Origin of the sequence: Kribbella sp. NPDC050281, from assembly GCF_040655855.1 — a bacterium.
Classification (GTDB): domain Bacteria; phylum Actinomycetota; class Actinomycetes; order Propionibacteriales; family Kribbellaceae; genus Kribbella.
In genome coordinates this window covers 17,202-40,133 of record NZ_JBFAKS010000008.1, presented here as the reverse complement: position 1 = coordinate 40,133, position 22,932 = coordinate 17,202, and the positions used below count along the sequence as shown (strand labels likewise).

General features: G+C 68.6%; 25 protein-coding genes. 12 read left to right on the top strand and 13 right to left on the bottom strand.

Annotated features, from left to right (window positions below):
• Positions 1–9 precede the first annotated feature (9 nt).
• On the bottom strand, positions 10–1,893 hold the full coding sequence (gene nhaA, locus AB0I34_RS10850; protein ID WP_360442929.1) for a Na+/H+ antiporter NhaA: 1,884 nt from the start codon (positions 1,891–1,893) through the stop codon (positions 10–12).
• A gap of 152 nt (positions 1,894–2,045) precedes the next feature.
• Here nhaA and AB0I34_RS10845 point away from each other — a divergent pair, with 152 nt between their 5' ends.
• Positions 2,046–2,750, top strand: coding sequence for a GAF and ANTAR domain-containing protein (locus AB0I34_RS10845; protein WP_360442926.1), 705 nt, complete (start codon positions 2,046–2,048; stop codon positions 2,748–2,750).
• Between the two features lie 2 nt (positions 2,751–2,752).
• Here AB0I34_RS10845 and AB0I34_RS10840 read toward each other — a convergent pair whose 3' ends face one another.
• A complete protein-coding gene (locus AB0I34_RS10840) occupies positions 2,753–3,583 on the bottom strand; it encodes an oxidoreductase (RefSeq protein ID WP_360442923.1) in 831 nt (276 codons plus the stop codon).
• A gap of 87 nt (positions 3,584–3,670) precedes the next feature.
• Between AB0I34_RS10840 and AB0I34_RS10835 the strand changes: the two genes are divergently transcribed.
• From AB0I34_RS10835 to AB0I34_RS10825, 3 genes are all read left to right on the top strand, one after another.
• The gene (locus AB0I34_RS10835; RefSeq protein WP_360442921.1) at positions 3,671–4,222 is read left to right on the top strand and encodes a helix-turn-helix domain-containing protein; all 552 of its coding nucleotides are present in this window, start codon (positions 3,671–3,673) and stop codon (positions 4,220–4,222) included.
• A gap of 261 nt (positions 4,223–4,483) precedes the next feature.
• Positions 4,484–5,623, top strand: coding sequence for an ROK family transcriptional regulator (locus AB0I34_RS10830; RefSeq protein WP_360442918.1), 1,140 nt, complete (start codon positions 4,484–4,486; stop codon positions 5,621–5,623).
• Positions 5,624–5,658: 35 nt separating this feature from the next.
• Positions 5,659–6,336 (top strand): GNAT family N-acetyltransferase, encoded by a 678-nt coding sequence (locus tag AB0I34_RS10825; RefSeq protein WP_360442915.1) that lies wholly within the window; start codon positions 5,659–5,661, stop codon positions 6,334–6,336.
• Here the strand turns inward: AB0I34_RS10825 and AB0I34_RS10820 are convergent.
• Positions 6,280–6,822 carry a CGNR zinc finger domain-containing protein gene (locus AB0I34_RS10820; RefSeq protein WP_360442912.1) on the bottom strand — a complete coding sequence of 181 codons (543 nt, stop codon included), beginning with the start codon at positions 6,820–6,822 and terminating at the stop codon, positions 6,280–6,282. The two genes, AB0I34_RS10825 and AB0I34_RS10820, sit on opposite strands and share 57 nt — an antisense overlap.
• 131 nt (positions 6,823–6,953) lie before the next feature.
• On the opposite strand from AB0I34_RS10820, the gene alr reads away from it, so the two are divergent.
• Genes alr through AB0I34_RS10805 form a run of 3 tightly spaced genes read left to right on the top strand, consistent with a single transcriptional unit; the run spans position 6,954 to position 9,711 of the window.
• Complete coding sequence (gene alr / locus AB0I34_RS10815) at positions 6,954–8,090, top strand: alanine racemase (RefSeq protein WP_360442909.1); 1,137 nt, start codon at positions 6,954–6,956, stop codon at positions 8,088–8,090.
• A complete protein-coding gene (locus AB0I34_RS10810; RefSeq protein WP_360442906.1) occupies positions 8,087–9,052 on the top strand; it encodes a D-alanine--D-alanine ligase family protein in 966 nt (321 codons plus the stop codon). The genes alr and AB0I34_RS10810 overlap by 4 nt, the downstream gene beginning before the upstream one ends.
• Complete coding sequence (locus AB0I34_RS10805) at positions 9,049–9,711, top strand: M15 family metallopeptidase (RefSeq protein WP_360442903.1); 663 nt, start codon at positions 9,049–9,051, stop codon at positions 9,709–9,711. Before AB0I34_RS10810 ends, AB0I34_RS10805 begins: the two co-directional genes overlap by 4 nt.
• On the opposite strand, the gene fdhD is transcribed toward AB0I34_RS10805, so the two are convergent.
• The 6 genes from fdhD to AB0I34_RS10775 form a co-directional block, all read right to left on the bottom strand.
• Complete coding sequence (gene fdhD / locus AB0I34_RS10800) at positions 9,654–10,505, bottom strand: formate dehydrogenase accessory sulfurtransferase FdhD (protein WP_360442900.1); 852 nt, start codon at positions 10,503–10,505, stop codon at positions 9,654–9,656. The two genes, AB0I34_RS10805 and fdhD, sit on opposite strands and share 58 nt — an antisense overlap.
• Positions 10,493–11,629, bottom strand: coding sequence for a molybdopterin molybdotransferase MoeA (locus AB0I34_RS10795; RefSeq protein WP_360442898.1), 1,137 nt, complete (start codon positions 11,627–11,629; stop codon positions 10,493–10,495). Before AB0I34_RS10795 ends, fdhD begins: the two co-directional genes overlap by 13 nt.
• Before the next feature lie 116 nt (positions 11,630–11,745).
• Positions 11,746–11,964, bottom strand: a complete 219-nt coding sequence (locus AB0I34_RS10790; RefSeq protein ID WP_360442895.1) for a formate dehydrogenase subunit delta — start codon at positions 11,962–11,964, stop codon at positions 11,746–11,748.
• Positions 11,961–14,783 carry a formate dehydrogenase subunit alpha gene (gene fdhF, locus AB0I34_RS10785; protein WP_360442892.1) on the bottom strand — a complete coding sequence of 941 codons (2,823 nt, stop codon included), beginning with the start codon at positions 14,781–14,783 and terminating at the stop codon, positions 11,961–11,963. The genes AB0I34_RS10790 and fdhF overlap by 4 nt, the downstream gene beginning before the upstream one ends.
• Complete coding sequence (locus AB0I34_RS10780; RefSeq protein ID WP_360442889.1) at positions 14,780–16,318, bottom strand: NADH-ubiquinone oxidoreductase-F iron-sulfur binding region domain-containing protein; 1,539 nt, start codon at positions 16,316–16,318, stop codon at positions 14,780–14,782. Before AB0I34_RS10780 ends, fdhF begins: the two co-directional genes overlap by 4 nt.
• Positions 16,315–16,809, bottom strand: coding sequence for an NAD(P)H-dependent oxidoreductase subunit E (locus AB0I34_RS10775; protein WP_131511022.1), 495 nt, complete (start codon positions 16,807–16,809; stop codon positions 16,315–16,317). The genes AB0I34_RS10780 and AB0I34_RS10775 overlap by 4 nt, the downstream gene beginning before the upstream one ends.
• A 125-nt stretch (positions 16,810–16,934) precedes the next feature.
• Between AB0I34_RS10775 and AB0I34_RS10770 the strand changes: the two genes are divergently transcribed.
• Complete coding sequence (locus tag AB0I34_RS10770; RefSeq protein ID WP_360442886.1) at positions 16,935–17,435, top strand: SRPBCC family protein; 501 nt, start codon at positions 16,935–16,937, stop codon at positions 17,433–17,435.
• Positions 17,436–17,441: 6 nt separating this feature from the next.
• Here the strand turns inward: AB0I34_RS10770 and dctP are convergent, their stop codons facing one another.
• The 3 genes from dctP to AB0I34_RS10755 form a co-directional block, all read right to left on the bottom strand.
• Positions 17,442–18,524, bottom strand: a complete 1,083-nt coding sequence (gene dctP, locus AB0I34_RS10765; RefSeq protein ID WP_360442883.1) for a TRAP transporter substrate-binding protein DctP — start codon at positions 18,522–18,524, stop codon at positions 17,442–17,444.
• A 196-nt stretch (positions 18,525–18,720) separates the two neighbouring features.
• Complete coding sequence (locus tag AB0I34_RS10760) at positions 18,721–19,143, bottom strand: MerR family transcriptional regulator (protein ID WP_131511025.1); 423 nt, start codon at positions 19,141–19,143, stop codon at positions 18,721–18,723.
• Positions 19,144–19,184: 41 nt separating this feature from the next.
• Positions 19,185–20,231 (bottom strand): aminotransferase class V-fold PLP-dependent enzyme, encoded by a 1,047-nt coding sequence (locus AB0I34_RS10755; RefSeq protein WP_360442880.1) that lies wholly within the window; start codon positions 20,229–20,231, stop codon positions 19,185–19,187.
• 110 nt (positions 20,232–20,341) lie between these two features.
• On the opposite strand from AB0I34_RS10755, the gene AB0I34_RS10750 reads away from it, so the two are divergent.
• Positions 20,342–21,385, top strand: coding sequence for an aldo/keto reductase (locus AB0I34_RS10750; protein ID WP_360442877.1), 1,044 nt, complete (start codon positions 20,342–20,344; stop codon positions 21,383–21,385).
• 99 nt (positions 21,386–21,484) lie between these two features.
• Here AB0I34_RS10750 and AB0I34_RS10745 read toward each other — a convergent pair whose 3' ends face one another.
• On the bottom strand, positions 21,485–21,904 hold the full coding sequence (locus AB0I34_RS10745; protein ID WP_360442874.1) for a MarR family winged helix-turn-helix transcriptional regulator: 420 nt from the start codon (positions 21,902–21,904) through the stop codon (positions 21,485–21,487).
• A 61-nt stretch (positions 21,905–21,965) separates the two neighbouring features.
• Between AB0I34_RS10745 and AB0I34_RS10740 the strand changes: the two genes are divergently transcribed.
• The 3 genes from AB0I34_RS10740 (at position 21,966) to AB0I34_RS10730 (ending at position 22,898) form a co-directional block, all read left to right on the top strand.
• Positions 21,966–22,370, top strand: coding sequence for a VOC family protein (locus tag AB0I34_RS10740; RefSeq protein ID WP_360442871.1), 405 nt, complete (start codon positions 21,966–21,968; stop codon positions 22,368–22,370).
• Positions 22,371–22,435: 65 nt separating this feature from the next.
• Entirely contained in the window at positions 22,436–22,642 is a 207-nt protein-coding gene (locus AB0I34_RS10735) for a hypothetical protein (protein WP_360442868.1), read from the top strand.
• A gap of 55 nt (positions 22,643–22,697) precedes the next feature.
• Entirely contained in the window at positions 22,698–22,898 is a 201-nt protein-coding gene (locus AB0I34_RS10730; RefSeq protein ID WP_360442865.1) for a hypothetical protein, read from the top strand.
• Positions 22,899–22,932 lie beyond the last annotated feature (34 nt).

The following is a 22,932-nucleotide window of genomic DNA, read 5'->3' as shown; positions in this document are numbered from 1 at the left end:
AAGATCCAGTCAGTCCCGGCGACTGATCTTCGCCCGCGCCCGGGCCACGTGGATCGCCGCCTTCAGCGTGTCGACGTCATACGCGCCGTAGTGCCGCTGCCCGTTGATGAAGAACGTCGGCGTCCCGGAGACACCGCTCAGATCGGCCGACTCCACGTCCTGTGCGACCCGGGCCGCCGCGACGTGCCGCTTCACCTCGTCGTGCAACCGGTCCGTGTCGAGTCCGAGCTGACCGGCGTACCCGAGCAGGTCGGCCGGCTGCAGCTTGTCCTGGTTCGCGAGCAGCAGGTCGTGCATCTCCCAGAAGGCACCCTGGGCAGCCGCTGCCTCCGAGACCTCGGCCGCGATCTGCGCCCGCGCATGCACGTCGCTCAGAGGTAGGTGGCGCCAGACGTACCGCAGGTCGTCGTCCAGGAGCAGGTCGCGGACGATGGGCTCCGCCATTCCGCAGTACGGGCACTCGAAGTCGCCGTACTCGACCAGCGTCACCGACGCGTCCTGCGGACCGCGGATGTGGTCGCGTTCGGGATCGACCGGGTCGATCAGGTCGACCAACTGCTCCGCGTCGCCGAGGAGCGCCAGCGCCTTCTTCGGTGGCGAGAGCAGCTTCGCGGTCCGGAACACCAGCCAGGTCAGGGCGGACGCCACCACGACCGCCGACAGCAGGCCGAGCTTGGCCTCCACCAACTCCTGCCCCTCGAAGGCAATCGTTGCTATCAGCAACGACACGGTGAACCCGATGCCGGCGATGGTGCCGCTGCCGATCACGCCGGCCCAGCCGACCTGCGGGCGGAAGCGGCCGCCGGTGGCGCGGTCCAGCAGCCAGGACACACCGATCACCGCGACCGGCTTGCCCACGACGTACCCGATCAGGATGCCGAGCGTGATGGGCGCGGTGTACGCCCGGCCGAGGAAGTCCAGGTCGATCGGGATGCCGGCGTTGGCCAGGCCGAACAGCGGGACGATCAGGTAGCTGGTCCACGGGTGGTACAGGAACTGCAGGCGCTCGTTCGGTGAGATCGTCGCGGTCAGTCCGACCGTCGCGGACCGCGCCAGTTCGGGCGTCGGCTGCTCGCGGAACAGGCGGACCAGCCCGGTCGCCTGCTCGAGTTCCTCACGCCCCGGTGTGTACGCCGTTGCCGTCAGGCCGATCGCGAGTCCGGCGACGACGGGGTCGACGCCACTCGTGAGCAATGCGGCCCACATGACCACACCGAGTACGACGTACAGCCAGGCGATGCGGACCCGGTAGATGGCGAGCGTCAGGACGATGGCGAACGCGACGATCGCCGCCGCCAGCATCATCAGGTCGACGTTCTCGCTGTAGACGACGCCGATCACGACCAGCGCGAGGAGGTCGTCGACGACGAACACCGTCAGCAGGAAGATCCGGATCCGATCGGGTACACCGCGGCCGACCAGGGCCAGCAGCCCGAGCGCCAGTGCGGTGTCGGTCGACATCGCGACACCCCAGCCGTGCGCGCCGTCGCCGCCCACGTTGAAGGCGAGATAGATCAGGACCGGCACGATCATGCCGGCGACGCCGGCCAGCAGCGGCAGGACGAACCGGCTGCGCTCGCGCAGGTCACCGAGGTCGAATTCGCGGCGCGCCTCCAAACCGACGACGAGGAAGAACAGCGTCATCAGACCGCTGTTGATCCACTCCCGTAGGTCGAGACTCAGGACGTTGTTCCCGAGGCCGACGGACAGTTCTGTCCGCCAGAAATCCTCGTACAGACCGGGGGCGACATTGGCCCACAGCAGGGCGACCACGATGGCCGCGGCGAGGACGCCGGAACTGCCCGCTTCGGTCCGCAGGAAGGCACGCATCGGTGCCGCGAACTCCCGCCGCCAGCTGGTCTGGCCGCTCAGCAGAGCGGAGAAGTCCGTCATGGGCTTCACTGTAGCGTTCTGGGTCCAGCGACCCAGAAAATTCGGTGGGCGGCCCGGCTAACATTTTCCGGCCAGGGGGCTGCATCATGTCTCCTGAGGATCACTCCAGCCACGGGGTGCCCGATGGCTCGAGCACGACTGGAGTCCCTGTGATGACCGATCAGGATCTCGCCGCGACGTCGGCGGACGCGTTCGCGCGTCTGGCGATCGAGCTGCACGACGCCCCGGGGGTGGACGAGACGGTCGATGCCGTCGTTCAGTTCGCCCTCCAGGCGCTCAACTGCACGTACGCCGGGGTCGCGCTGTACTCCCGTGGATCACAGCCGGAGATCGCCGCGGTCACCGATCCGGTCGTCAGGGACGTGTACGACCTGCAGCTCACTTCTCAGAAGGGTCCGTTGGTCACCGCGTTGCGGGACCGATCCACGGTCCTGATCCGCGACACCACCACCGCCGACGACCGCTGGCCGGAGTGGGCCGCGAAGGTTGCTGCGCTCGGGGTGCGCAGCGTGCTCGACGTCCCGCTGGCCACTGGTGAGGCGGCTCGTGCGACCGTCGGTGTGCTTGGGCTCTACAGCCCGATCCCGGATGCGTTCACGGAGGACGACGAGGCGATCGCCCACATCCTTGCGCGGCATGCCTCCGTCGCCCTCGCGTCTGCCCGGCATGAGGAGTCGATGGCGCAGGCGGTCGACGCTCGCAAGCTCGTCGGTCAGGCGATGGGCATCCTGATGGAACGCTTCGATGTCGACGGCGACCGGGCCTTCGCCATCCTCAAGCGCTACTCCCAGGACACCAACACCAAACTCCGCGACGTCGCCCAACAGTTGATCGACACCCGCAAGCTCCCGCGGTAGCGCTACACCGCGGTGCCGGTCAGCCGGCTGATCAGCGCGTCGAAGGCGCGGTCCGGGAGGACGCGGCGGAGCGTGATCAGGGGTTTGGCGGCGAAGCCGGCGGTGTAGCGGGTTCGGGGACGGCGGGCAGTGACGGCCTTGCCGATGGCATCGGCGATGACTGTGGGCGGGGAGTTCCGGCGGGCATTGGCTTCGGAGCTCATCGAAGTAGCCATGGCGTCTGCTCGTTCGGCATAAGGACCGTCGGCGGAGACCTTGCGGAGGTTGCTCGCGGCAATGTCACCCCACTCGGTCTGGATGCTGCCCGGCTCGATCACGACCACGTCGATGCCGAAGGGCTTGGCCTCCAGGCGCAGGCAGTCACTGAGTGCTTCCAGTGCGAACTTCGTGCCGTGGTACCAACCTCCGAGCGGGGTGTAGATCCTGCCGCCCATCGAGCTGATGTTCACGATCGTGCCGCTCCGCTGCGCCCGCATCCCGGGCAACACCAACTGGATCAGCCGGGCGGCACCGAACACATTCACCTCGAACTGGTACCGCGCCTCATCCAGCGGCACCTCCTCCACGGCGCCGTACGACCCATAGCCGGCGTTGTTCACCAGTACGTCGATGCGCCCCGTCTCACTGAGGATGCGGTCGACCCCGGTGCGCAGCGAATCGTCGTCGGTGACGTCCATGGCGATTGTGCGGATGCCGTCGGCGGCCAGCTTCTCCATCCGGTCGACGCGGCGGGCGGCGCCGTACACGACGTACCCGAGCGCGTGCAGTTTCCGCGCGGTGGCCTCGCCGATACCGGACGAGGCGCCGGTGACGAGGGCGATCCTGGCTGTCATGGCACTCCCAGGGGATAAGCTGAACGCTGGTTCACGCCTATCATGAACCAGCGTTCACGATATTGCAACGCCCAGCCGAGGAGGCCCATGAGCCCGCGCGCCGACGCGGTCCGCAACCGGACGAAGATCCTGGACGCCGCCCGGGAACAGATCACCCTGCAGGGACCGGACGCCGGGATGGACGAGATCGCCGCGGCCGCCGGGGTGGCCGTCGGCACGCTGTACCGGCACTTCCCGAACAAGACCGACCTGGTCGGTGCAGTCCTCACGGAGCATCTGGATCGCGTCGCCGACGACATCGAGGCGGCCCGGGAGAGGACGGCCGGCGGCGCCAAGGCGATGGACGAGATCCTCGGACTCGTCGAGCGCGTGCTGGAGGCATCCGCCACGGACCACGCGGTGAAGGCGGCGGCCCGCCTGCTCGGCGCTTATCCGACCGACGAACTCGTCGAAGATCGCACCGGCACGGCCTTCGCGGAACTGATCCAGGCCGCCAAGGACGACGGAGATCTGCACGGCGATGTGACGGTCCAGGACTTCTATCTGCTGATCAACACAGCCCCGACCGACCAGCCTCCGGCGGTGCGATCCCGGTGGCTGACTCTGGTCCTCCCCGGCCTGACAGCCCGCGGCCGCTGATCCGCCCGACGTTTTTATCCGTCCTGCAGGCGCTGGCCGGGGTTACTTTTCTGACAGCGTTGTCCCCGATCTTTTCCGGCCGGGTGGGGGCATACTTCGTAAAGAATTGGGTACGGCGCCGTCGGTGCGTTCACCATTTCGAGGGGTGTGGACACCTACACGACGTTGGGTTGATCTCGACGCCGGGGCTTGTGCGGCCAGAACCGCGGACCGGGTCACGTCCCGGCGTCCAGCCCCAGCCTGCGCGGCTACCCTGTCGAAATGGGTGAGTGGCGTCCGCTGACCGGACCGTCGCGGCAGGTGGCGTTGGAGATCCTGCTCGACGGCCCGCTGTCGCGCGCCGAGTTGTCACGCCGCGTGGGCTTGTCACCGGGCAGTTTGACCCGGCTGACCAAACCGATGGTGGAGTCCGGCCTGCTGGTCGAGGTCGCCGGAGGACCGACGGACGCCCGGGTCGGCCGGCCTTCGCAGCCGCTCGATCTCGATCCCGGCGCCCACCACTTCGTCGGCGTCAAACTCACTGGCGACACGGCGATCGGCGTACTCACGACCTTGCGGGCCGAGGTGATCGCGAGTGCCGAGCGGCCGCTGACCGATCCGACACCGTCCGCGGTGGCCGCGCTCGTTCTCGAGCTCACCGACGACCTCGCGGTCCAGGCGCCGGGACCGATCACCGGTCTCGGCGTGGCCCTCGGCGGCCGGGTGGCGAACAGCTCCGAGGTCCGTTGGGGGCCGTATTTGAACTGGGTCGACGTACCGTTCGGCGAGATCCTCGCCGCCCACACCAGTACGCCGGTCGTGATCGCGAACGACCTGGTCGCGCTGACCGAGGCGACCCACTGGTTCGGCGCGGGCCGCGGCATCGACCGCTTCGTGCTGCTGACGATCGGGGCCGGGGTCGGATACGGGCTGATTGTCCACAATCGGATCGTGGACAGCCCGGACACGAGCATCGGCACCATCGGCCACTACCCCCTGCTGCCGGACGGACCCCGCTGCGATCGCGGGCACCACGGCTGCGCGATCAGCATGCTGACAGTCGGCGCCATCACCGAACAGGTCGGCACGGCGCTCGGCCGGTCGGTCGACTACGAGGAGTGCCTCGACCTCGCAGCCAGAGGCGATCCGGCCGCGAGCCAGGTGATCAGTCGCGCCGGCCGCGCGCTGGGCCGACTGATCGCGGCGGCCGCGAACTTCACCCTGCCCGAACTCGTCGTCCTCGGCGGCGAGGGCGTCCGGCTGGCCGACGTCGCGCACGACGACCTGCTCGCCGGGCTCCACGCCGACCGGCACCCGTCCAGCGCGGAACTGCCGATGGTGCTCCAGCCGGCCGACTTCAGCGAGTGGGCCCGCGGCGGCGCGGTGGTCGCCATCCAGACCTTCGTGCTCGGACGGGAGTAACTGACTATCAAACGATAAACAGTTACACTCTCCGCATGGACGATCTCCTCAGGCGGTGGGTGGACGGCTGGCGGCGATGCCGTGGGCTCGAGCCGGCGATCGAGTACGACGATGCGCTCGCCGTCGTACTGCGGTTGCCCGGACGCGACCGGGAACTGTTCGCCCGTGCGGACGACGCAGCGGTCGTCGACCAGCTGGTGGCGCAAGCGGCCGAGGATGTCTGGCTGACTGTCACCACCCAGCACGGCGACGAGATCGCGCGGCGGCTCCGCGCGGCTGGATTGCAGACTTTCGCCGAGCAGAAGGTCCTGATGTCGATCGATCTCGCCGATCACCCGCAGCCGGAGCCACCGACGTCGTACGAACTGACGGCGGAGACCGACGGATCACTGGAGTATCTGCGGCTGCTGCACCACGGTGAAGTCGCGGCGCGCGGCATGGTGGCGATTGTCGACAATGATGCGGTGATGCATGACATCCACACCGATCCGGCCCATCGGCGGCGCGGACTCGGCAGCGTGGTGATGGGCGCCCTCAGCCGACGAGCAATCGCCCGCGGCGCACGGACCGGTCTGCTGATGGCCACCACCGAAGGCGTTCACCTGTACACGAAGCTCGGCTGGTTGCCGGAAGCAACGATGGTGACGGCGACCGGGTCAGGCGGTGCGGGCCCGGTGGGCGGCGACCTTGGTGCGGTTCTGGCAGGCCGTTGAGCAGAACCGCTGCGTGCGGTTCTTGGTCGCGTCCAGGAAGAGGTCGTCGCACCGCTCCGCCTCGCACCGGCGAAGGCGATGGACGTCGTCACTGCCGAGCAGCATCGCGACGGCGGTGGCGAACTCGGCCAGCCAACCGGTCGCCTCGGACGCGTCCGGACCGGCGAAGTGCAGGTGCCACGGTGCGCCCTCGTCCCGGACGAGCTGCGGCGCGGCCTTGGTTACCCGGAGTAAGTCGTTCACCAGGTCGACCGCCGGATCGACCTCCGGTAGTCGGCTGAGGGCGTCGTACAAGGTCTTGCCGCCGGAGGCGTAGTCCGCGGGATCCGGAGAGCCGACGCGGTTGGTGGTCAGCCGCAGCACACTGCCAACGGCTTCCGTGGAGGGCGTTGTCGCGGGCCGTCCCTGACGCCAGGCGGAGCCGAAAGTGTTCGCCAACGCGATCGCCGCGAGGAGCGATGCCTTCAGGTGATCGGTGGCCTCCACTCGTCCATTATGACGAGGCAGGTCAGCCCAGGGCATGCCAACTCGTACTACCAGAGTCGTACGTCCGGCCCGGGCAACATCCTTCCTTACTCCGATGATCCTGATGGTTGCCAGAAACAACAATGGCGGTCATGCACCTGGTTCAGTCTCGCCACCGCCCGGCGACACGTGGGATTGCCGGGCTTTCCGAGGCGGTCGTCGACCTCTCGGCTGTCCGCGACAACGTCCGGACCTTCCAGCGGCTCGTCCCGCAGGACGTGATGGCCGTGGTCAAGGCGGATGCCTTCGGCCACGGCGCTGTACCGGTGGCCCGGGCCGCGGTCGAGGCCGGGGCGACCTGGCTCGGTGTCGCTCGCGCCGACGAGGCACTGCAGTTGCGCGCGGGCGGACTGACCACTCCGATTCTCACCTGGCTGTACGACGCCGCGGAGCTGATGCTGCTCGGCGATGTCGACGTGGATGTGAGCGTCTCGACGATCGCGGAACTCCAGCGCGTCGTTTCGATCCCGTCCGTCCACTGCGTGCACCTCAAGCTGGACACCGGACTGCACCGGGCCGGCAGTGCACCTGACCAGTGGATCGAGCTCACCCGTGCGGCGGCGCATTACGAGGCGCTCGGCGCCGTCACGGTCCGCGGGATCTGGTCCCACCTCTCGCACGGCGACTCCGCCGACGCCGTGCAAAGCCAGAGGCAGCTCCAGCTCCTGCGGACCGGGGTGAGTCTCGCGCGACGGGCCGGTCTGCGGCCGAGCGTCGTACACCTGGCCAACTCGGCCGGTGCGATCACGCTGGACGCGCCGGACTGCGACCTGGTCCGGATCGGCGCCGGTCTGTACGGCATCGACGAGACAGGCATCGGGCTGCGGCCGGCGATGCGGCTGATGAGCAAGCTGGCTCAGGTACGCCGGATCCACGCCGGTGAAGGGGTTTCGTACGGCCACGACTACATCGCGCCGCGGGACACCACGGTCGCGCTGGTCCCACTCGGGTACGCCGACGGCATCCCGCGGGCCGCGGCCGGTCAGGCGACTGTTCTCTGCCGGGGCGCCCGGATGCCCGTGATCGGGCGGATCGCAATGGACCAGTTCGTCGTCGAAGCCGGTGACCTGGCGCTCGAGCCGGGCGAACCGGTGACTGTCTTCGGCGACGGCTCCCAGGGTGAGCCGACCGCCAGGGACTGGGCCGGTTGGGCCGGCACCATCCCGCACGAGATCTACTGCGGCATCGGATCCCGGGTGCCCCGACGCTACGAGGAAGGCAACCGATGAAGGTCGCGGTAGTGATGGGCGGTGCGAGCCCCGAACACCGGGTCTCACTGGCGAGCGGCAGAGGTATCGCCAAGGCGGTCGAAATCCTCGGCCACACGGCGATCCCGCTGGTGATCGATGTCGAGGGCAACTGGGTCGACGGGCAGCACGAGGCGATCGAGATCCTGCAGGCCTGCGACGTCACCGTCCCGGCCCTGCACGGCGAGGGCGGCGAGGACGGCACCCTGCAGGGATTCCTCAACCAACTGAAGGTCCCGTACGTCGGCGGCGGCGTCGCGGCGAGCGCGGTCGGTCTGGACAAGCACCTCACCAAGGCGGTCCTCAAAGCCCACGCCATCGCAGTCACTCCGGGCGTGACACTCAGCGGACCGGATCTCACCGACACCGAGGCCGCGATGCAGACGATCAAGGCGGCCGGCCTCGACTTCCCGGTCTTCGTGAAACCGGGCAACGGCGGTTCCAGCTACGGCGTGACCCGGGCGACCGATCTGGTCTCGCTTGCGCAGGCGATCGCGGACGCCGCCGATCTCGATCCGCACGTACTGGTCGAACGGGAGATGGCCGGCCGGGAGATCGACCTGGCCGTGCTGCAGTTCCCCGATGGCCTGGTCGACACCGCGCCCGCGCTGGAGATCCACAGTGATCCGTCCCAGCCGTTCTTCAACGCGACAGCCAAGTACGACAGCAGTGCCACACGTTTCGTCGTACCGGCGCCGCTGGATCCTGCGTTGGCCGAGCGGCTGCGGCGTACGGCGATCGAGGTGTTCGAGGTCCTGGGTTGTGAAGGGCTGGCCCGGGTGGACTTCTTCGTCCCGGCCGACGGCGAGCCGGTGGTCAACGAGATCAACACGTTCCCCGGGTTCACCCCGGCGTCGCAGTTCCCGCGGATGTGGGCGGCGGCCGGGATGAGCTACGCCGACGTGGTCGACACCCTGCTGCGGACGGCGGTGGCGAACGGATGACCGTCCTACTGAGTGACGAGCGGATCACCACCATCCCTGTGGTGGAGACCGGCGAACCGCTGGTCGACCTGTACACCCGCAGTATCTCGACGCCGAACCAGCAGTTCGCCCGCGAGAGCGTGGCCGACCGGCTGGCGGTGGCGGACACCTTCCTGCCGGCCGGGATTCAACTGCACGTGGTGGAAGGGCTCCGGCCGATCGAGAGCCAGCAGGAGATCTACGACGGCTACCGGGCCGAGCTCGAGCGGCTGCACCCGGGCATCTCCGATCACGACGTTCACGTGCTCGCGAGCCGGTTCGTGTCCCCGGTCGAGGTGGCCCCGCACGTCGCCGGCGCCGCGGTCGACCTCACGCTGATCGGCGCACACGGCCCGCTCGACCTGGGTACGCCGATCGACGCGACACCCGAGCAGAGCAAGGGCGCGTGCTTCTTCGACGCGACCAACATCAGCAGGGAGGCGCGGACCAACCGGGCGTTGCTGGCCGACGTACTGTCCGCGGCCGGGCTGGTGAACTACCCGACCGAGTGGTGGCACTGGTCCTTCGGCGACCGCTACTGGGCCTTTCTCGAAGAGCGCGGGGAGGCGCTCTACGGGCCGGCTCACGCTGGTGAGGTGAGCCTTTCGGCCGCGGTCGTGATGCGATCCGGGCGGGTGTAGACGTTCATACTGCCGTTGCGGATGAAGCCGGCCAGGGTGATCCCGGCCTCCTCCGCCAGATCGACCGCGAGGGAGGACGGCGCGGAGACGGCGGCGAGGACCGGGATGCCCGCCATCACAGTCTTCTGGGCGAGCTCGAACGACGTACGCCCGGAGACGACCAGGATGCAACCGGCGGCCGGGATCATGCCGCCGAGGACTGCCCAGCCGACGACCTTGTCGACGGCGTTGTGGCGGCCAACATCCTCGCGGACGACCAGCAGTTCACCGGTCGCTGTGAACAGGCCGGCCGCGTGCAGGCCGCCGGTCCGGTCGAACACCTGCTGCTTGGCCCGCAACGCGTCGGGCAGTCCGGCGAGTACGTCGAATGGCACGGTCATCGGATCGTCTGCCGGGGAGAATCGCGTCTTCACCCGGACTGCGTCCAGGGACGCCTTGCCGCAGACGCCGCAGGATGACGTGGTGTAGAAGTTGCGCTCTACACCCGCGAGCGGCGGCGGTACGCCAGGTGCGAGGCCGAGGTCGAGGACGTTGTAGGTGTTGCGGCCTTCGTCGTCGAAGGAGTCGCAGTACCGCGCTTCGCGGATGTCGTCGACGCTGCCGATCACGCCTTCGGTGTGCAGGAATCCGTGTGCCAGCTCGACATCGTGTCCGGGGGTTCGCATGGTGACGGCGAGAGGTTTGCCGTCGACGCGGATCTCCAGCGGTTCCTCGACGGCGATCGAGTCCGGGCGCTTCCGCTCGCCTCCCGGGCCGAGACGCAGTACTGGACGGCGGGCGATCACACGGCCCATGGGCGTGCTCCTGGATCGAGTGGCAGCAGTCTCGCGGCGATCGCTTCGGCCGGGCCGGGGTCGACGACGGCCAGTCCATCGGCTGCGGCTGGACCACGGAGCATTGCGGATCCGCCATGCCCAACCGGTACGGCGCCGTACGGCTCGAGGCGGACCGGGACGAGGCGGGTGCTGCGAGGGTGGCACTGGAGGCCGCCGGGGATGGGGGTGAGCGTGAGGCTCGGGAGCGGGAGGCCGCGCATGCGGAGGACGGCCGAGACGCCGAGGGTGAGGAACGCGACGAGCGCGGCGAAGGGGTTGCCGGGGAGGCCGATGACCAGCCGGCCGTCGGGCAGCTGGGCAAGGGCTTGAGGGTGGCCGGGACGGCAGGCGACGCCGTCGACGATCAGCTCGGCGCCGAGGGCGGACAGCGCCGGGCGGAGGTGGTCGGCTGGGCCGGAGGCGGACGAGCCGGAGACGAGGATCAGCTCGGCGTCTGTTGTGTCGAGGGCGTTGATCAGGTCGGCGCCGGAGTCGGCGAGGTGCCTGACGGATGCGGCTACGGCGCCGGCGCGGGTGATCAGGCCGGGGAGCATCGGGCCGATGGCGTCGCGGACCCGGCCCGGTCCGGACGGGCCGCGGTGGGCGAGTTCGTCGCCGGTGACGAGGGCGGCTACGCGTGGTTTCGGGATGACGGTCAGGCGGTTGCGCCCGACGGTTGCGGCTAGGCCGAGGACGGCCGGATCGACGGTGACGCCGGCCGGCAGGAGTTGTTCACCGGCCTTGCATTCTTCTCCGGCCCGCCTGATGTGCTTGCCTTCGTCGCTTGGGCCGTCGAGGCGGTCGCCGAGCAACAGGCTGTCCTCGGACCGCATCACCGAGGTCGCGTCCGCCGGCACCGCGGCGCCCGTCACAATGCCGCAGGCCTCGCCCTCCTCCAACCTCACGAGGTCAGCGCACCTGATCCCCACATGTCCGACCACGCGCCAGGGTCCGGTGCCCCGCACCGCAAACCCATCCATGGCGGAGCGATCCACCGGAGGCACGGCAACCGTAGAAACCAGCGGCGCGGCCAGCGTGAGCCCATCCGCGTCGCTCAAACTCCGCGAGACCGCCCCCAGTGGCGTCCCCGCGGCATGAGCCACCTGCCGAGCGAAATCCCACGAAACATCAGCCCGCCGCGCCCGAAGCTCACGGCCGGGATCCGAAACCTCAGCCCTGCCCTCGCCAAGCTGCTGGAGGGCCGGGTCGTGGTCTGTGGTCACTTGGTGGCCAGCTGCTGGGCTGCTAGGGCGGCGATGGGGTCCAGGTCCTCGGCTCCGGATTGGACGTGGGCTATCAGGGCTGCCTTCATGCGCGGGTCCCAGACGGCGTTCATGTGGGTGGCGACCGCGGTGGCGGCGTCCGTGGGTGGGCGGTGCGCGAACTGGGCGGCGATCTCGTTCGCCAGCCGGACGTGCGGGGGCAGTCCGGCGCTCATCGGTTGCCGCCGGCAACGGCAGGCTCGCGTTCGGCCCGGGTGGCCACCCGGTCGGGCAGCAGGTCGACCTGGACCGCGGTCACCTTGTACTCCGGGCAGTTCGTGGCCCAGTCGGAGTTGTCGGTGGTGATCACGTTCGCCCCGGTGACCGGGTGGTGGAACGTCGTGTAGCAGACCCCGACCGGCATCCGGTCGGACAGCTTGGCTCGCAACTCGGTCCGGCCGACCCGGCTCGACAGTGCGACCTGGTCGCCGTCCTCGATCCCGCGGACCTCGGCGTCGTGCGGATGCATTTCCAGAATGTCCTCCGGGTGCCAGGCGACATTCGCCGTACGACGGGTCTGGGCGCCGACATTGTATTGCGACAGGATCCGCCCGGTGGTGAGGATCAGCGGGAACTTCCGCGTCGACCGCTCCGTGGTCGGCACGTACACGGTCTCCATGAACCGCCCCTTGCCGCGGGTGAACTCCTCCTCGTGCATGATCGGCATCCCGTTCGGGAAGTCCACGTTGCACGGCCACTGGATCGAGCCGACCTCGTCCAGCTTCTTGAACGAGACGCCCATGAACGTCGGCGTGGTCTGCGCGATCTCGTCCATGATCTGGCTCGCCGAGTCGTAGTGCATCGGGTAGCCCATCGCCTGGGCGATCTCGCAGACGATCTCCCATTCCTGCTTGCCGGTCGCCGGGGCCATGATCGGGCGAACCCGGTTGATCCGCCGCTCGGCGTTCGTGAACGTGCCGTCCTTCTCCAGGAACGATGTCCCCGGCAACAGCACGTGCGCGAACTTCGCGGTCTCGTTGACGAACAGGTCCTGCACTACCAGCAAATCCAGAGCACCGAGCGCCGCGAACACGTGCTGCGTGTTCGGGTCGGACTGCGCGATGTCCTCACCCTGCACGAACAGACCCCGGAACGATCCCTCGATCGAGGCGTCGAACATGTTCGGGATCCGCAGGCCCGGCTCGTTCAGCAGCGGCGTACCCCAGAGCTTCTCGTAGACCTCGCGGACGCCGTCGTCGGACACGTGCCGGTAGCCCGGCAACTCGTGCGGGAACGAACCCATGTCGCACGAACCCTGCACGTTGTTCTGCCCACGCAACGGGTTCACCCCGACGCCGCGGCGGCCGATGTTGCCGGTCGCCATCGCGAGGTTCGCCATCCCCATCACCATGGTCGAGCCCTGGCTGTGCTCGGTGACGCCGAGCCCGTAGTAGATCGCGCCGTTGCCGCCGGTCGCGTACAACCGGGCCGCCGCGCGGATCTCCTCGGCCGGTACGCCGCTGATGTCGGCCACCGCCTCGGGGCTGTGCTCGGGCTGCGCGATGAACGACTCCCACGTCTCGAAGTCCTCGCACCGATCCGCCACGAACGCGCGGTCGACCAGGTTCTCGGTGACCACGACGTGCGCGATCGCATTGATGATCGCCACGTTCGTGCCGGGCGCGAGCCGCAGGTGGTGCGCGGCCTCGATGTGCGGTGAGCGGACCAGGTCGATCCGCCGTGGGTCGATCACGATCAGCTTGGCGCCTTGCCGCAGCCGCTTCTTCATCCGGGACGCGAAGACCGGGTGGGCGTCGGTCGGGTTGGCGCCGATCACCAGGATCACGTCGGCCTCCTCGACCGACTTGAAGTCCTGGGTACCGGCCGACTCGCCGAACGTCTGCTTCAGGCCGTACCCGGTCGGCGAGTGGCACACCCGCGCGCAGGTGTCCACGTTGTTGTTGCCGAAGACCGCGCGGACCATCTTCTGTACGGCGTAGACCTCTTCGTTGGTCGTCCGCGACGAGGTGATCGCCCCGATCGCGCCCGGCCCGTACTGCGCCTGGAGCTCGCGCAACCGACGTGCGGTGAACGAGATCGCCTCGTCCCAGGAGACCTTCCGCCACTCGTCCTCGATCGTGTCGCGCACCATCGGCTCCAGCACCCGGTCCGGGTGGCTGGCGTACCCGAACGCGAACCGGCCCTTCACGCAGGAGTGGCCCTCGTTCGCGCCGCCGTTCTTGTACGGCACCATCCGCACCAGCTCGTCACCGCGCATCTCGGCCTTGAACGAGCAGCCGACACCGCAGTACGCGCAGGTGGTGATGACGGACCGCGTCGGCATACCCAGCTCGACGACGGACTTCTCTTGCAGAGTCGCGGTCGGGCACGCCTGCACGCACGCGCCGCAGGACACGCAGTCGGACTCCATGAACGAGACGCCCGCTCCGGCCGCGACCTTCGAGTCGAACCCGCGGCCCTCGATCGTCAGCGCGAGAGTTCCCTGTACTTCGTCACAGGCGCGGACGCAGCGCGAACACGCGATGCACTTGGACGCCTCGAAGTCGAAGTACGGGTTGGAGGAGTCGGTCGGCAGGTCCAGGTGGTTCGCGCCTGCCTCGACCCCGGAGCCGTACCGGACCTCGCGCAGGCCGGTGACGCCGGCCATGTCCTGCAGTTCGCAGTCGCCGTTGGCCGAACAGGTCAGGCAGTCCAGCGGATGGTCGGAGATGTAGAGCTCCATCACACCCCGGCGGAGTTTGCCGAGCCGTTCGTTCTGGGTCCGCACGGACATGCCGGGTGCCACCGGTGTCGTGCAGGAGGCCGGCGTACCGCGGACTCCGTCGATCTCGACCACGCACAGCCGGCAGGAGCCGAACGCCTCCAGGTTGTCGGTGGCGCACAGCTTCGGGACGTCGACCCCGGCCTGCTTGGCCGCGCGCATGACCGAGGTCCCGGGTGGGACGGTCACCGTGATTCCGTCGATGGTCAGTTCGACGGTGGCTTCGCCGGGGCGGGCCGGCGTACCGAAGTCGGGTTCCTTGAGGAGCGTCATGCACCAAAGTCCTTTCCGAAATGGCGGACGGCACTTTGTACCGGCATGGGTGTCAGCCCGCCCATCGCGCAGAGCGAGCCGTCGGTCATCAGTTCACACAGGTCGTCGAGCAGGACGAGGTTCTTCTGCCGCTCCTCACCGGCCACGATCCGGTCGATCGTCTCGACGCCGCGGACGGCGCCGACCCGGCACGGGGTGCACTTGCCGCACGACTCGGCCGCGCAGAACTCGAACGCGAACCGCGCCATCGAGGCCATGTCGACGGTCTCGTCGAACACCACGATCCCGCCGTGCCCGACCATCGCACCGGCCGCCGCGAACGCCTCGTAGTCCATTGGCAGGTCGAACTGCTCGACCGGGAGGTACGCCCCGAGCGGGCCGCCCACCTGGACGGCCCGCACCGGGCGGCCCGACGACGTACCGCCGCCGAAGTCGTTGACCAGTTCGCCGAGAGTGATGCCGAACGCGGTCTCGACGATCCCGCCGCGGGCCACGTTCCCACCGAGCTGGAACACGCTCGTGCCGAGCGACCGGCCGGTCCCGTACGCCGCGTAGGCCGCGGCACCCTCGGCCAGGATCACCGGGACAGTTGCCAGCGACAACACGTTGTTCACCACGGTCGGACGGTTGAAAAGCCCTTCCAGGGCGGGGATCGGGGGCTTGGCCCGGACCTGTCCACGCTTGCCCTCGAGGCTCTCCAGCATCGAGGTCTCTTCACCGCAGATGTACGCGCCCGCACCGACGCGGACGTGCAGCTCGAAGGCGAACCCGGAGCCGAGGACGTCGTCCCCGAGCCAGCCCTCCGACCGGGCGATCTCGATCGCGGCCCTGAGCGTCGCCACCGCGTCGGGGTACTCGGACCGCAGGTACACGTATCCTTCCGAGGCCCCGACGGCGTACGCCGCGATCGTCATCCCCTCGATCAGCGTGAACGGATCGCCCTCGATCAGCATCCGGTCCGCGAACGTCCCGGAGTCGCCCTCGTCGGCGTTGCAGCAGACGAACTTGAGGTCGGACTCGGCCCCGAGCACGGTCCGCCACTTGATCCCGGTCGGGAACCCGGCGCCGCCACGGCCGCGCAACCCGGAGTCCACCACCGTCTCCACCACCTCGGCCGGCGTCCGTGCCAGCGCCGCCCGCAGTCCGCGCATCCCGCCGTACGACGTGTACTCCTCGGCGGAGAGTGGATCGGTCACCCCGACCCGGGCAAAGGTGAGTCGTTGCTGCCGCTTCATCCAGGGCAGTTCGTCGACGAGGCCGAGGTGAGCGCCGATGTCGCGGACCTCGCCGCTGATCATCCCGGCCGCGAGCAGGCCATCGACATCCTCAGGCGCCACCGGACCGTAGCCGACCCGGCCTTCGACGGTCTCGACCTCGACCAGCGGCTCGAGCCAGAGCATGCCGCGCGAACCGTTGCGCACGACCTGCACATCCTGACCGAGAGCGGCGGCCGCCGCGGCGATCCGCTCGGCGACCTCGTCCGCTCCGACGGAGCGTGCGGCCGCGTCGCGCGGAACGTAGACACGGATCGTCATCGGGCCTCCCCGAGAAGGGCGTCGAGCCGTGCCGGTGTTACGCGACCGTGCAACTTCTCGCCGACCTGGACCGCAGGTCCGAGGGCGCAGTTGCCGAAGCAGAAGATCTCGTCGAGGGTGATCCGGCCGTCGTACGTCGTCTCACCGAAACCGCAGCCGATACTGCGCTTGGCGTGCTCGGCCAGATCGGCCGCACCGACTGATCGGCATGCCTCCGCCTGACAGATCGCGACCGTCGTCCGTCCGGCCGGCGCCCGGCGGAAGTCCTTGTAGAAGGTGACCACGCCGTGCACCTCGGCGACGGCGATGTTGAGGACGTCGGCGATGACCGGGATGTCGGTCTGGTCGACGTACTCCAACTCTTCCTGGACGGCATGCAGGATCGGGATCAGCGCCCCCCGCAGCCCACGCAGTTCGGTGGCTATCTCGCGTACTCGCTGGGCACGCCCGGGGACCGGGACGGGGGCTGCGGCCACGACCTCACTCGTCATGTATACAACATTCCGTCGCCAGCATCGCAGGGTCAAAGCAATGCTGCCTATCAGTCGATAGGCAGCGTCTATGAAGACCGCCGGCGAAATGTCGAGGCCGCTCGGGTGGGTACGACGTCCGGGGCATGAACGACTACGGAGTGACCGGTGCGAGCACCGAGGTCCAGGTGGTGTTGAGGGTTCCCGTCGAGCAGGTGTGGGCGGGAATCACGGCCGTGGATCGGTACGGCGAGTGGAGTCCGGAGTGTTACTACGGCGCCTGGCTCGACGACAACCGGCTCGTCGCCGGGGCACGGTTCGAGGCGCGGAACAGATTCGCGGACGGGTTCGAGACGTACGTGACGTGCGTGGTCACGGTTGCCGACGAGCGGGCCAGGTTCGGCTGGGACGTGTACGGCGACGAGGACGAGCCGTTCGCCCACTGGGAGTACGACCTGCGACCGCAAGGCGCGCAGACCCTGGTGCACCAGACCTTCACCCACGGTCCCGGCGAGAGCGGCCTGCGGGTGGGCGTCCGCAACGACCCCACCCACGCGGCGCACGTCATCCAGGGCCGGCTCGATCAGCTCGCCGGCAACATGCGCAGAACCCTCACCGCGATGGAGGCTGCCCTCCTCCCTAGCTGACCCACGTCACGGACACGGACTTGCCAGGTCCTCCGCGGGGACCTGGATGGACTGCTTCAGGGTGCGGATGCGCTCGATCTGCGCCTGGGTCTTCGCATCCTTCGCCAGTTCGGCGTACACGGGCTGGACCGCCTTGGTCAGTGCCGCGAGATCCGCGGTGCTGGCCGTGACGATCTTTCCCCCGAGATTGCAGAACGCAACGGCGTTGGCAGCCTCGGTGGTCCGGTTCGCGAGCACCCATTCCTGCAGGTCTTTCACTGCGGTCTGCAGGACCGTCCGGTTGGCCTCCGACAACCCGGCGTACACCTCGGGGTTGATGACGAGGGTGTTCACCTTCTCGTTGAAGGTGACGTTCCCGGCCGCGGTGGACGGCGCCGGAAGTCCGCGGGCCAAGCTGAATCCCGACTCGACGCCGGCCATCGACCCGTCCTGGACGCCCTGGACGAAGCTGCTGTCGGTGATGTCGACCGGCTTCCCGCCGAGCGCCCGGAAGGTCGCCTCGTTGAGCACGGAACGAGGTGTCCGGATGGTCTGGAGGTTGTAGTCCTCAACCCGCACCAGAGCGTGCCGGAAACCGAAGGTGTGGCGCGGGCTCTCCGGCAGCAGCGTCAGACCCGTGACGCCGGCCGCCTCGAGGCCCGACATCAACTCGGTGGACAGGTCGGAACTGGTGACGATCTTGTCGGCCAGCGCGTCCGACGTGACCAGGAACGGAGCATTCAGCGCACGGAACGAGGTCACGCCTTCGGTGTCCCAGGCTCTGGCCGGGACCATCCCCATTCCGAGTTGCTTCGCCTTGACCATCCGGGCGATCTTCTGGTCCCACTCGACGGATTCCTGCCCGGACGCCTGCCAGACCGGATAGATGAGCACTTCCCCGGCGGAGCCGGAGCGGACCAGTTCAACCAGCTTCATGATCGCGATCCCGCCGGGCGAGTCCGGATCGTCGTCGGCCGTCCCGATCTGGATGGTCACCGGGCCCGCGTAGGCCTCGGCCCTCGTCTCAGGTACGTCGTTGCCGCAGGCCACCGCCGCTCCCAGCAGCGCCACCACCAGCGTGAAAATCCCCAGGCGTCGTCTCGGATTCATGACTCCCCCACCCCCGACGGAGGCTTGGCCGCACTCGGCCGCGCACTTCCGATGCGCTGTCGATACCCACCGTCACATCGGCCCCCCTGCGGGCCGGTCGCGACGGCGGTGAGCTACGCCGACCGTCACTCTCCACAGTCGCACGACTCAGACCCCTCCACCACCTCCGGCCGTCAGGGACCGGCCTTGCTGTGGCTCAGGAGGCAGCTGAGGTGTCGGTGGGTCCGGGGGCTACCCAGAGGCAGTCGGCGGTGCCCTCGTCGAGACTCTCGGTGTAGATGTCGACCTTGTGGGTGATCACGTTCAAGCACTCGTTGAGTTCCTGGATCTGCGCGCTGACGTAGTCCTGGTGGCTACGGAGCAACGCCAGGCGGTCCTGCTCGTTGCCCGGCCCTTGACGCACCAGATCGGTGTACTTGCGGATCGTGTCGAGCGGCATGCCAGACGAGCGGAACTTGATGCACATGTCCAGCCAGTCGACGTCGTCCTCGGTGTAGACGCGCCGGCCGTTCGACTCCCGCCGGACCGGGTCCGCGAGCAGCCCTTCCCGCTCGTAGAACCGCAGCGCGTGCACACTCAGCCCGGTCCGCTCCGCCACCTGCCCGATGCTCAGACCCATGGGCCGCACCCTAACCCGGCAGCTAGACCCACAACTACCTGTTAAAGCAGGGGCTTCAAAGCTGTCAGGGCCTGATGTACGTCGGCTTGCGTGGAATAGATGTGGAAGGACGCGCGGAGCTTGCCGTCGCGGACGGCGGCACGGATACCGGCGGCCGCGAAGGCGTCGTCGGCTCCGGCGATGTTGGTGCTGACGATCGCGCTGTTCGACGGCGGCAGACCGAGGCCGGCGCGGAACTCGTTCGCCAGGTCGACGTTGTGGCGGTTGATCGTCTCGACGCCGATCTCCTCGACCAACTCGAGCGCCGGTGCGGCACCGACGAAGCAGAACCAGGCCGGCGACTGGTCGAACCTGCGCGCGCCGTCAGCGAGGTCCATCCGGGTCCCGTAGTACGAGCTGTGCACGTCCTGACCGGCGTACCACCCGGCGGCCATCGGGCGGCACCGCTCCTGGAGTCGCGGCGAGAGGTAGCCAAGCGTCGCACCGCGGGGCGACATCAGCCACTTGTAGGTGTGGGCGACGAGTACGACGATGCCGTCCACGGTCAGCGGCAGCCAGCCGATCGCCTGGCTCGCGTCGATCGCCACGAGCGCACCGACCTCCTTGCTCGCGGCAACCACCGCGGGCAGGTCGAGGACGGCACCGGTCGACGACTGGACCGCACTCACCGCGACCAGGTCGACACCTGGTCGGATCGCCGAGACCAACTGGTCCCCCGGTACGCCGGCAACCTCGATGCCACGGTCCTCGTGCACCTTCCACGGGAAGACGTTCGACGTGAACTCGACGTCGTCGGTGAGAACCTTCGCGCCATCCGGAAGGGCGGCCGCGATCGGGACCAGCGCCGCCGAGACCGTACTGCCGACGAAGACATCCCGTACGTCGGCTCCGACCATGCGCGCGAACGACTCTCGCGAACGGGTCGTGGACTCGTCCCACGGCTCCCAACTCGTGGCGCCGACCCGCCAGTCGGACAGCACCGCCTGCAACGCCTCCCAGGCCGGCCTCGGCGGCAATCCATAGGAGGCCGTGTTCAGCCAGCCCGGCTCCGGATCCCACAACCCCGCGAACTCGTCGACACCGCCCACGTGCACTCCTCAGCTCGGCTCTCCGGCCACCTTATGCGGGGCTTGACCTAGACAGCGGTCTAGCTCCTAGCCTCCGGGACATCGAGTCACGACACAGGAGGCGTTCGTTCATGCGTTATCGCACGTTGGGTGGGACGGGGATCGAGGTCAGTGTGCACTGCCTCGGAACGATGATGTTCGGTGCCGTCGGCAACCCCGACCACGAGGACAGTGTCCGGATCATCCATACCGCGCTCGACCAGGGCATCAACTTCGTCGACACCGCGGACATGTACTCCACCGGCGAGTCCGAGGAGATCGTCGGCAAAGCCCTGAAGGGACGCCGGGACGACGTCGTCCTGGCGACCAAGGTGCACTTCCCGCTGCACGACGGGAGCCGTAACCAGAGCGGGAACTCGCGCCGGTGGATCACGCGGGCGGTCGAGGACAGCCTGCGCCGGCTCGACACCGACTGGATCGATCTGTACCAGGTCCACCGGCCGGATCACACCACGGACATCGAGGAAACACTGTGGGTGATGAGTGATCTCGTCTCCCAAGGAAAGATCCGCGCGTTCGGGTGCTCGGCGTTCCCGGCCGAGGAGATGGTGGAGGCGTACCACGTCTCGGAGCGGCGCGGGTACGGGCGTTTCCGCACCGACCAACCGCCGTACTCGATGATCAGCCGCGGGATCGAGCGCTCGGTGCTGCCGACCTGCCGGCGGCTGGGGATGGGGGTGCTGACGTACAGCCCGCTGGCGTGGGGCTTCCTGTCCGGCAAGATCCGCAAGGACCACCCGATCGACCTCACCACTGGCCGCGCAGCCCTTGCACCGCACCGTTTCGACCCATCACTGCCCGCCAACGCCGCGAAGTACGACGCTGTCGAGCGGCTGATGGAAGTTGCCGAGGGCATCGGGGTCACGCTCCCGGAGCTGGCGCTGTCGTTCGTCACCACGCACCCGGCGGTCACCTCGGTGATCAACGGCCCGCGCACGATGGACCAATTGGAAGGCCTGCTGAAGGCCGCCGACCTGATCCTGGACGACGCCGTTCTCGACCAGATCGACGAGATCGTCCCACCCGGCACCGACCTCTACGAAGCCGACGCCGCCTGGCAACCCCGGTCGCTGACGGAGGTCGCGCAGCGCCGTCGGCCGGCCGCGGACCGGTGAGGTGCGGACCGCCAGGCCATCACAATCCGCGGCTCAGGAGGCGTGCCCAGCGCAACTCGGTGTCGCCGGGCACATTGTGATGGCCTGGCGGTCCGCGCATCAGCGCGTGCGGATCTTCGTCACCAGCGCGTGCAGGGTCGCGCGCTCGGCCGGGGTCAGCGGCTGCAGGGTTGTCTTCTCGACGTCGCGGACGGCCTGCTGGGCCGTCCTTAGCGCAGTCCGGCCCCTGGCGGTGAGGGTGATCCGGTAGCGGCGGCGGTCGGCCGGGTCGCGCTCTCGCTGGACCATCCGCTTCTCGATCAACGCGTCCATCAAGCGGACCATGTCGGCGGTGTCCATCCCGAGTGCGGCAGCGAGCGCGTTCTGCGCCGACGGGCCGAGCTCGGCCAGCTCCGCCAGGGCGGCGTACTCCCACAACGTGAGGCCGGGGCGCTCGGCCAGCCGGTCGGCGATCGCGCGCCGGCCGGCCACCGCCACCTTGTGCAGCACGAAGGTGGTCGTCCCACTGAGCGTCTCCATCGCGCTATTGTAGGCCCGAACCAACTGTTGGTTGTTCCCAACTAATTGGAGATGCTCACCCATGGACGCGCTCTACCCGCGGCTGCTGGTCCGCGACTTCCCGGCTGCCGTCGACTTCTACCGGCCCGCACTGGCCGAGCTGTACGGCGTTCAGCCGGTCAAGGTGATCCCCGAGGCGCAGTACGCGAACTGGGATCTGGACGGCCAAACCGGTCTGGTGCTGTTCGGACGGGCGATGATCGCGAGCACGATCGACACCGCCGCCTTACCGGCTGAGGTGGAGTCCCAGGACGCGTCGATGCTGGTGCTGAAGGTCGACGCTGTGGACCCGGCGGCCGCGGTGCTGGAGAAGCTCGGCGCCACGGTTCTGACACCGCCCCAGGACCGCCCGCAGTGGGGCCCGAACCTCCGCACCGCCCACCTCCGAGCCCCCGACGGCACCCTGCTCGAGCTCCAGTCGTACTGACCGCACTTTTCGATCGTTGGAAATCGGGAACCGGGGTGGGGTAATCGGAAGAAAGAGTGAGGTCGATGGCACCCCTGCCGCAGTCCATCCGCAACGCCGCGGAACCCTGGACAGCACAAGAACTCAGCAAGCTCAAGGCACTCGCCGCAGAGAACCTGCCACCCTCGGTGATCGGTCTCCGGCTCGGCCGGCCGGAGGGAGCGATCCTCAGCAAGGCGCTCCAGACCGGTATCACGCTCACCCCACTGAACCGCCCGCCGTACGGCACCTGATCCGGGGCTCGTCGACGTACCGTGGAGGTACGGGGACGATCCCAGGGAGGGTGTCATGAGTTTCGACAGGCCCGGCGTGCCGCATCCCGGTCACGAGATGGACCCGAATATCGACCAGGATCTGGTCGAAGAGGGTGTCGAACTGACCCATCACGAGCCGGACATCCCGGACCACCCGGGCGGTCCCTCGGCCGGTCCGCAGCCGAACCCGCCCCGGCGCCCACCGCACGAAGTGCCGCCGTCGACTGACGACTGAGCGGTCCGGGCGGTCGCGTGCATTACCGTGTGTG

Coding starts and splice junctions, on each gene's coding strand:
- nhaA (WP_360442929.1), bottom strand. CDS start 1,893: ATGACGGACTTCTCCGCTCTGCTGAGCGGCCAGACCAGCTGGCGGCGG.
- AB0I34_RS10845 (WP_360442926.1), top strand. CDS start 2,046: ATGACCGATCAGGATCTCGCCGCGACGTCGGCGGACGCGTTCGCGCGT.
- AB0I34_RS10840 (WP_360442923.1), bottom strand. CDS start 3,583: ATGACAGCCAGGATCGCCCTCGTCACCGGCGCCTCGTCCGGTATCGGC.
- AB0I34_RS10835 (WP_360442921.1), top strand. CDS start 3,671: ATGAGCCCGCGCGCCGACGCGGTCCGCAACCGGACGAAGATCCTGGAC.
- AB0I34_RS10830 (WP_360442918.1), top strand. CDS start 4,484: ATGGGTGAGTGGCGTCCGCTGACCGGACCGTCGCGGCAGGTGGCGTTG.
- AB0I34_RS10825 (WP_360442915.1), top strand. CDS start 5,659: ATGGACGATCTCCTCAGGCGGTGGGTGGACGGCTGGCGGCGATGCCGT.
- alr (WP_360442909.1), top strand. CDS start 6,954: ATGCACCTGGTTCAGTCTCGCCACCGCCCGGCGACACGTGGGATTGCC.
- AB0I34_RS10810 (WP_360442906.1), top strand. CDS start 8,087: ATGAAGGTCGCGGTAGTGATGGGCGGTGCGAGCCCCGAACACCGGGTC.
- AB0I34_RS10805 (WP_360442903.1), top strand. CDS start 9,049: ATGACCGTCCTACTGAGTGACGAGCGGATCACCACCATCCCTGTGGTG.
- fdhD (WP_360442900.1), bottom strand. CDS start 10,505: ATGGGCCGTGTGATCGCCCGCCGTCCAGTACTGCGTCTCGGCCCGGGA.
- AB0I34_RS10790 (WP_360442895.1), bottom strand. CDS start 11,964: ATGAGCGCCGGACTGCCCCCGCACGTCCGGCTGGCGAACGAGATCGCC.
- fdhF (WP_360442892.1), bottom strand. CDS start 14,783: ATGACGCTCCTCAAGGAACCCGACTTCGGTACGCCGGCCCGCCCCGGC.
- AB0I34_RS10780 (WP_360442889.1), bottom strand. CDS start 16,318: ATGACGATCCGTGTCTACGTTCCGCGCGACGCGGCCGCACGCTCCGTC.
- AB0I34_RS10775 (WP_131511022.1), bottom strand. CDS start 16,809: ATGACGAGTGAGGTCGTGGCCGCAGCCCCCGTCCCGGTCCCCGGGCGT.
- AB0I34_RS10770 (WP_360442886.1), top strand. CDS start 16,935: ATGAACGACTACGGAGTGACCGGTGCGAGCACCGAGGTCCAGGTGGTG.
- dctP (WP_360442883.1), bottom strand. CDS start 18,524: ATGAATCCGAGACGACGCCTGGGGATTTTCACGCTGGTGGTGGCGCTG.
- AB0I34_RS10760 (WP_131511025.1), bottom strand. CDS start 19,143: ATGGGTCTGAGCATCGGGCAGGTGGCGGAGCGGACCGGGCTGAGTGTG.
- AB0I34_RS10750 (WP_360442877.1), top strand. CDS start 20,342: ATGCGTTATCGCACGTTGGGTGGGACGGGGATCGAGGTCAGTGTGCAC.
- AB0I34_RS10745 (WP_360442874.1), bottom strand. CDS start 21,904: ATGGAGACGCTCAGTGGGACGACCACCTTCGTGCTGCACAAGGTGGCG.
- AB0I34_RS10740 (WP_360442871.1), top strand. CDS start 21,966: ATGGACGCGCTCTACCCGCGGCTGCTGGTCCGCGACTTCCCGGCTGCC.
- AB0I34_RS10735 (WP_360442868.1), top strand. CDS start 22,436: ATGGCACCCCTGCCGCAGTCCATCCGCAACGCCGCGGAACCCTGGACA.
- AB0I34_RS10730 (WP_360442865.1), top strand. CDS start 22,698: ATGAGTTTCGACAGGCCCGGCGTGCCGCATCCCGGTCACGAGATGGAC.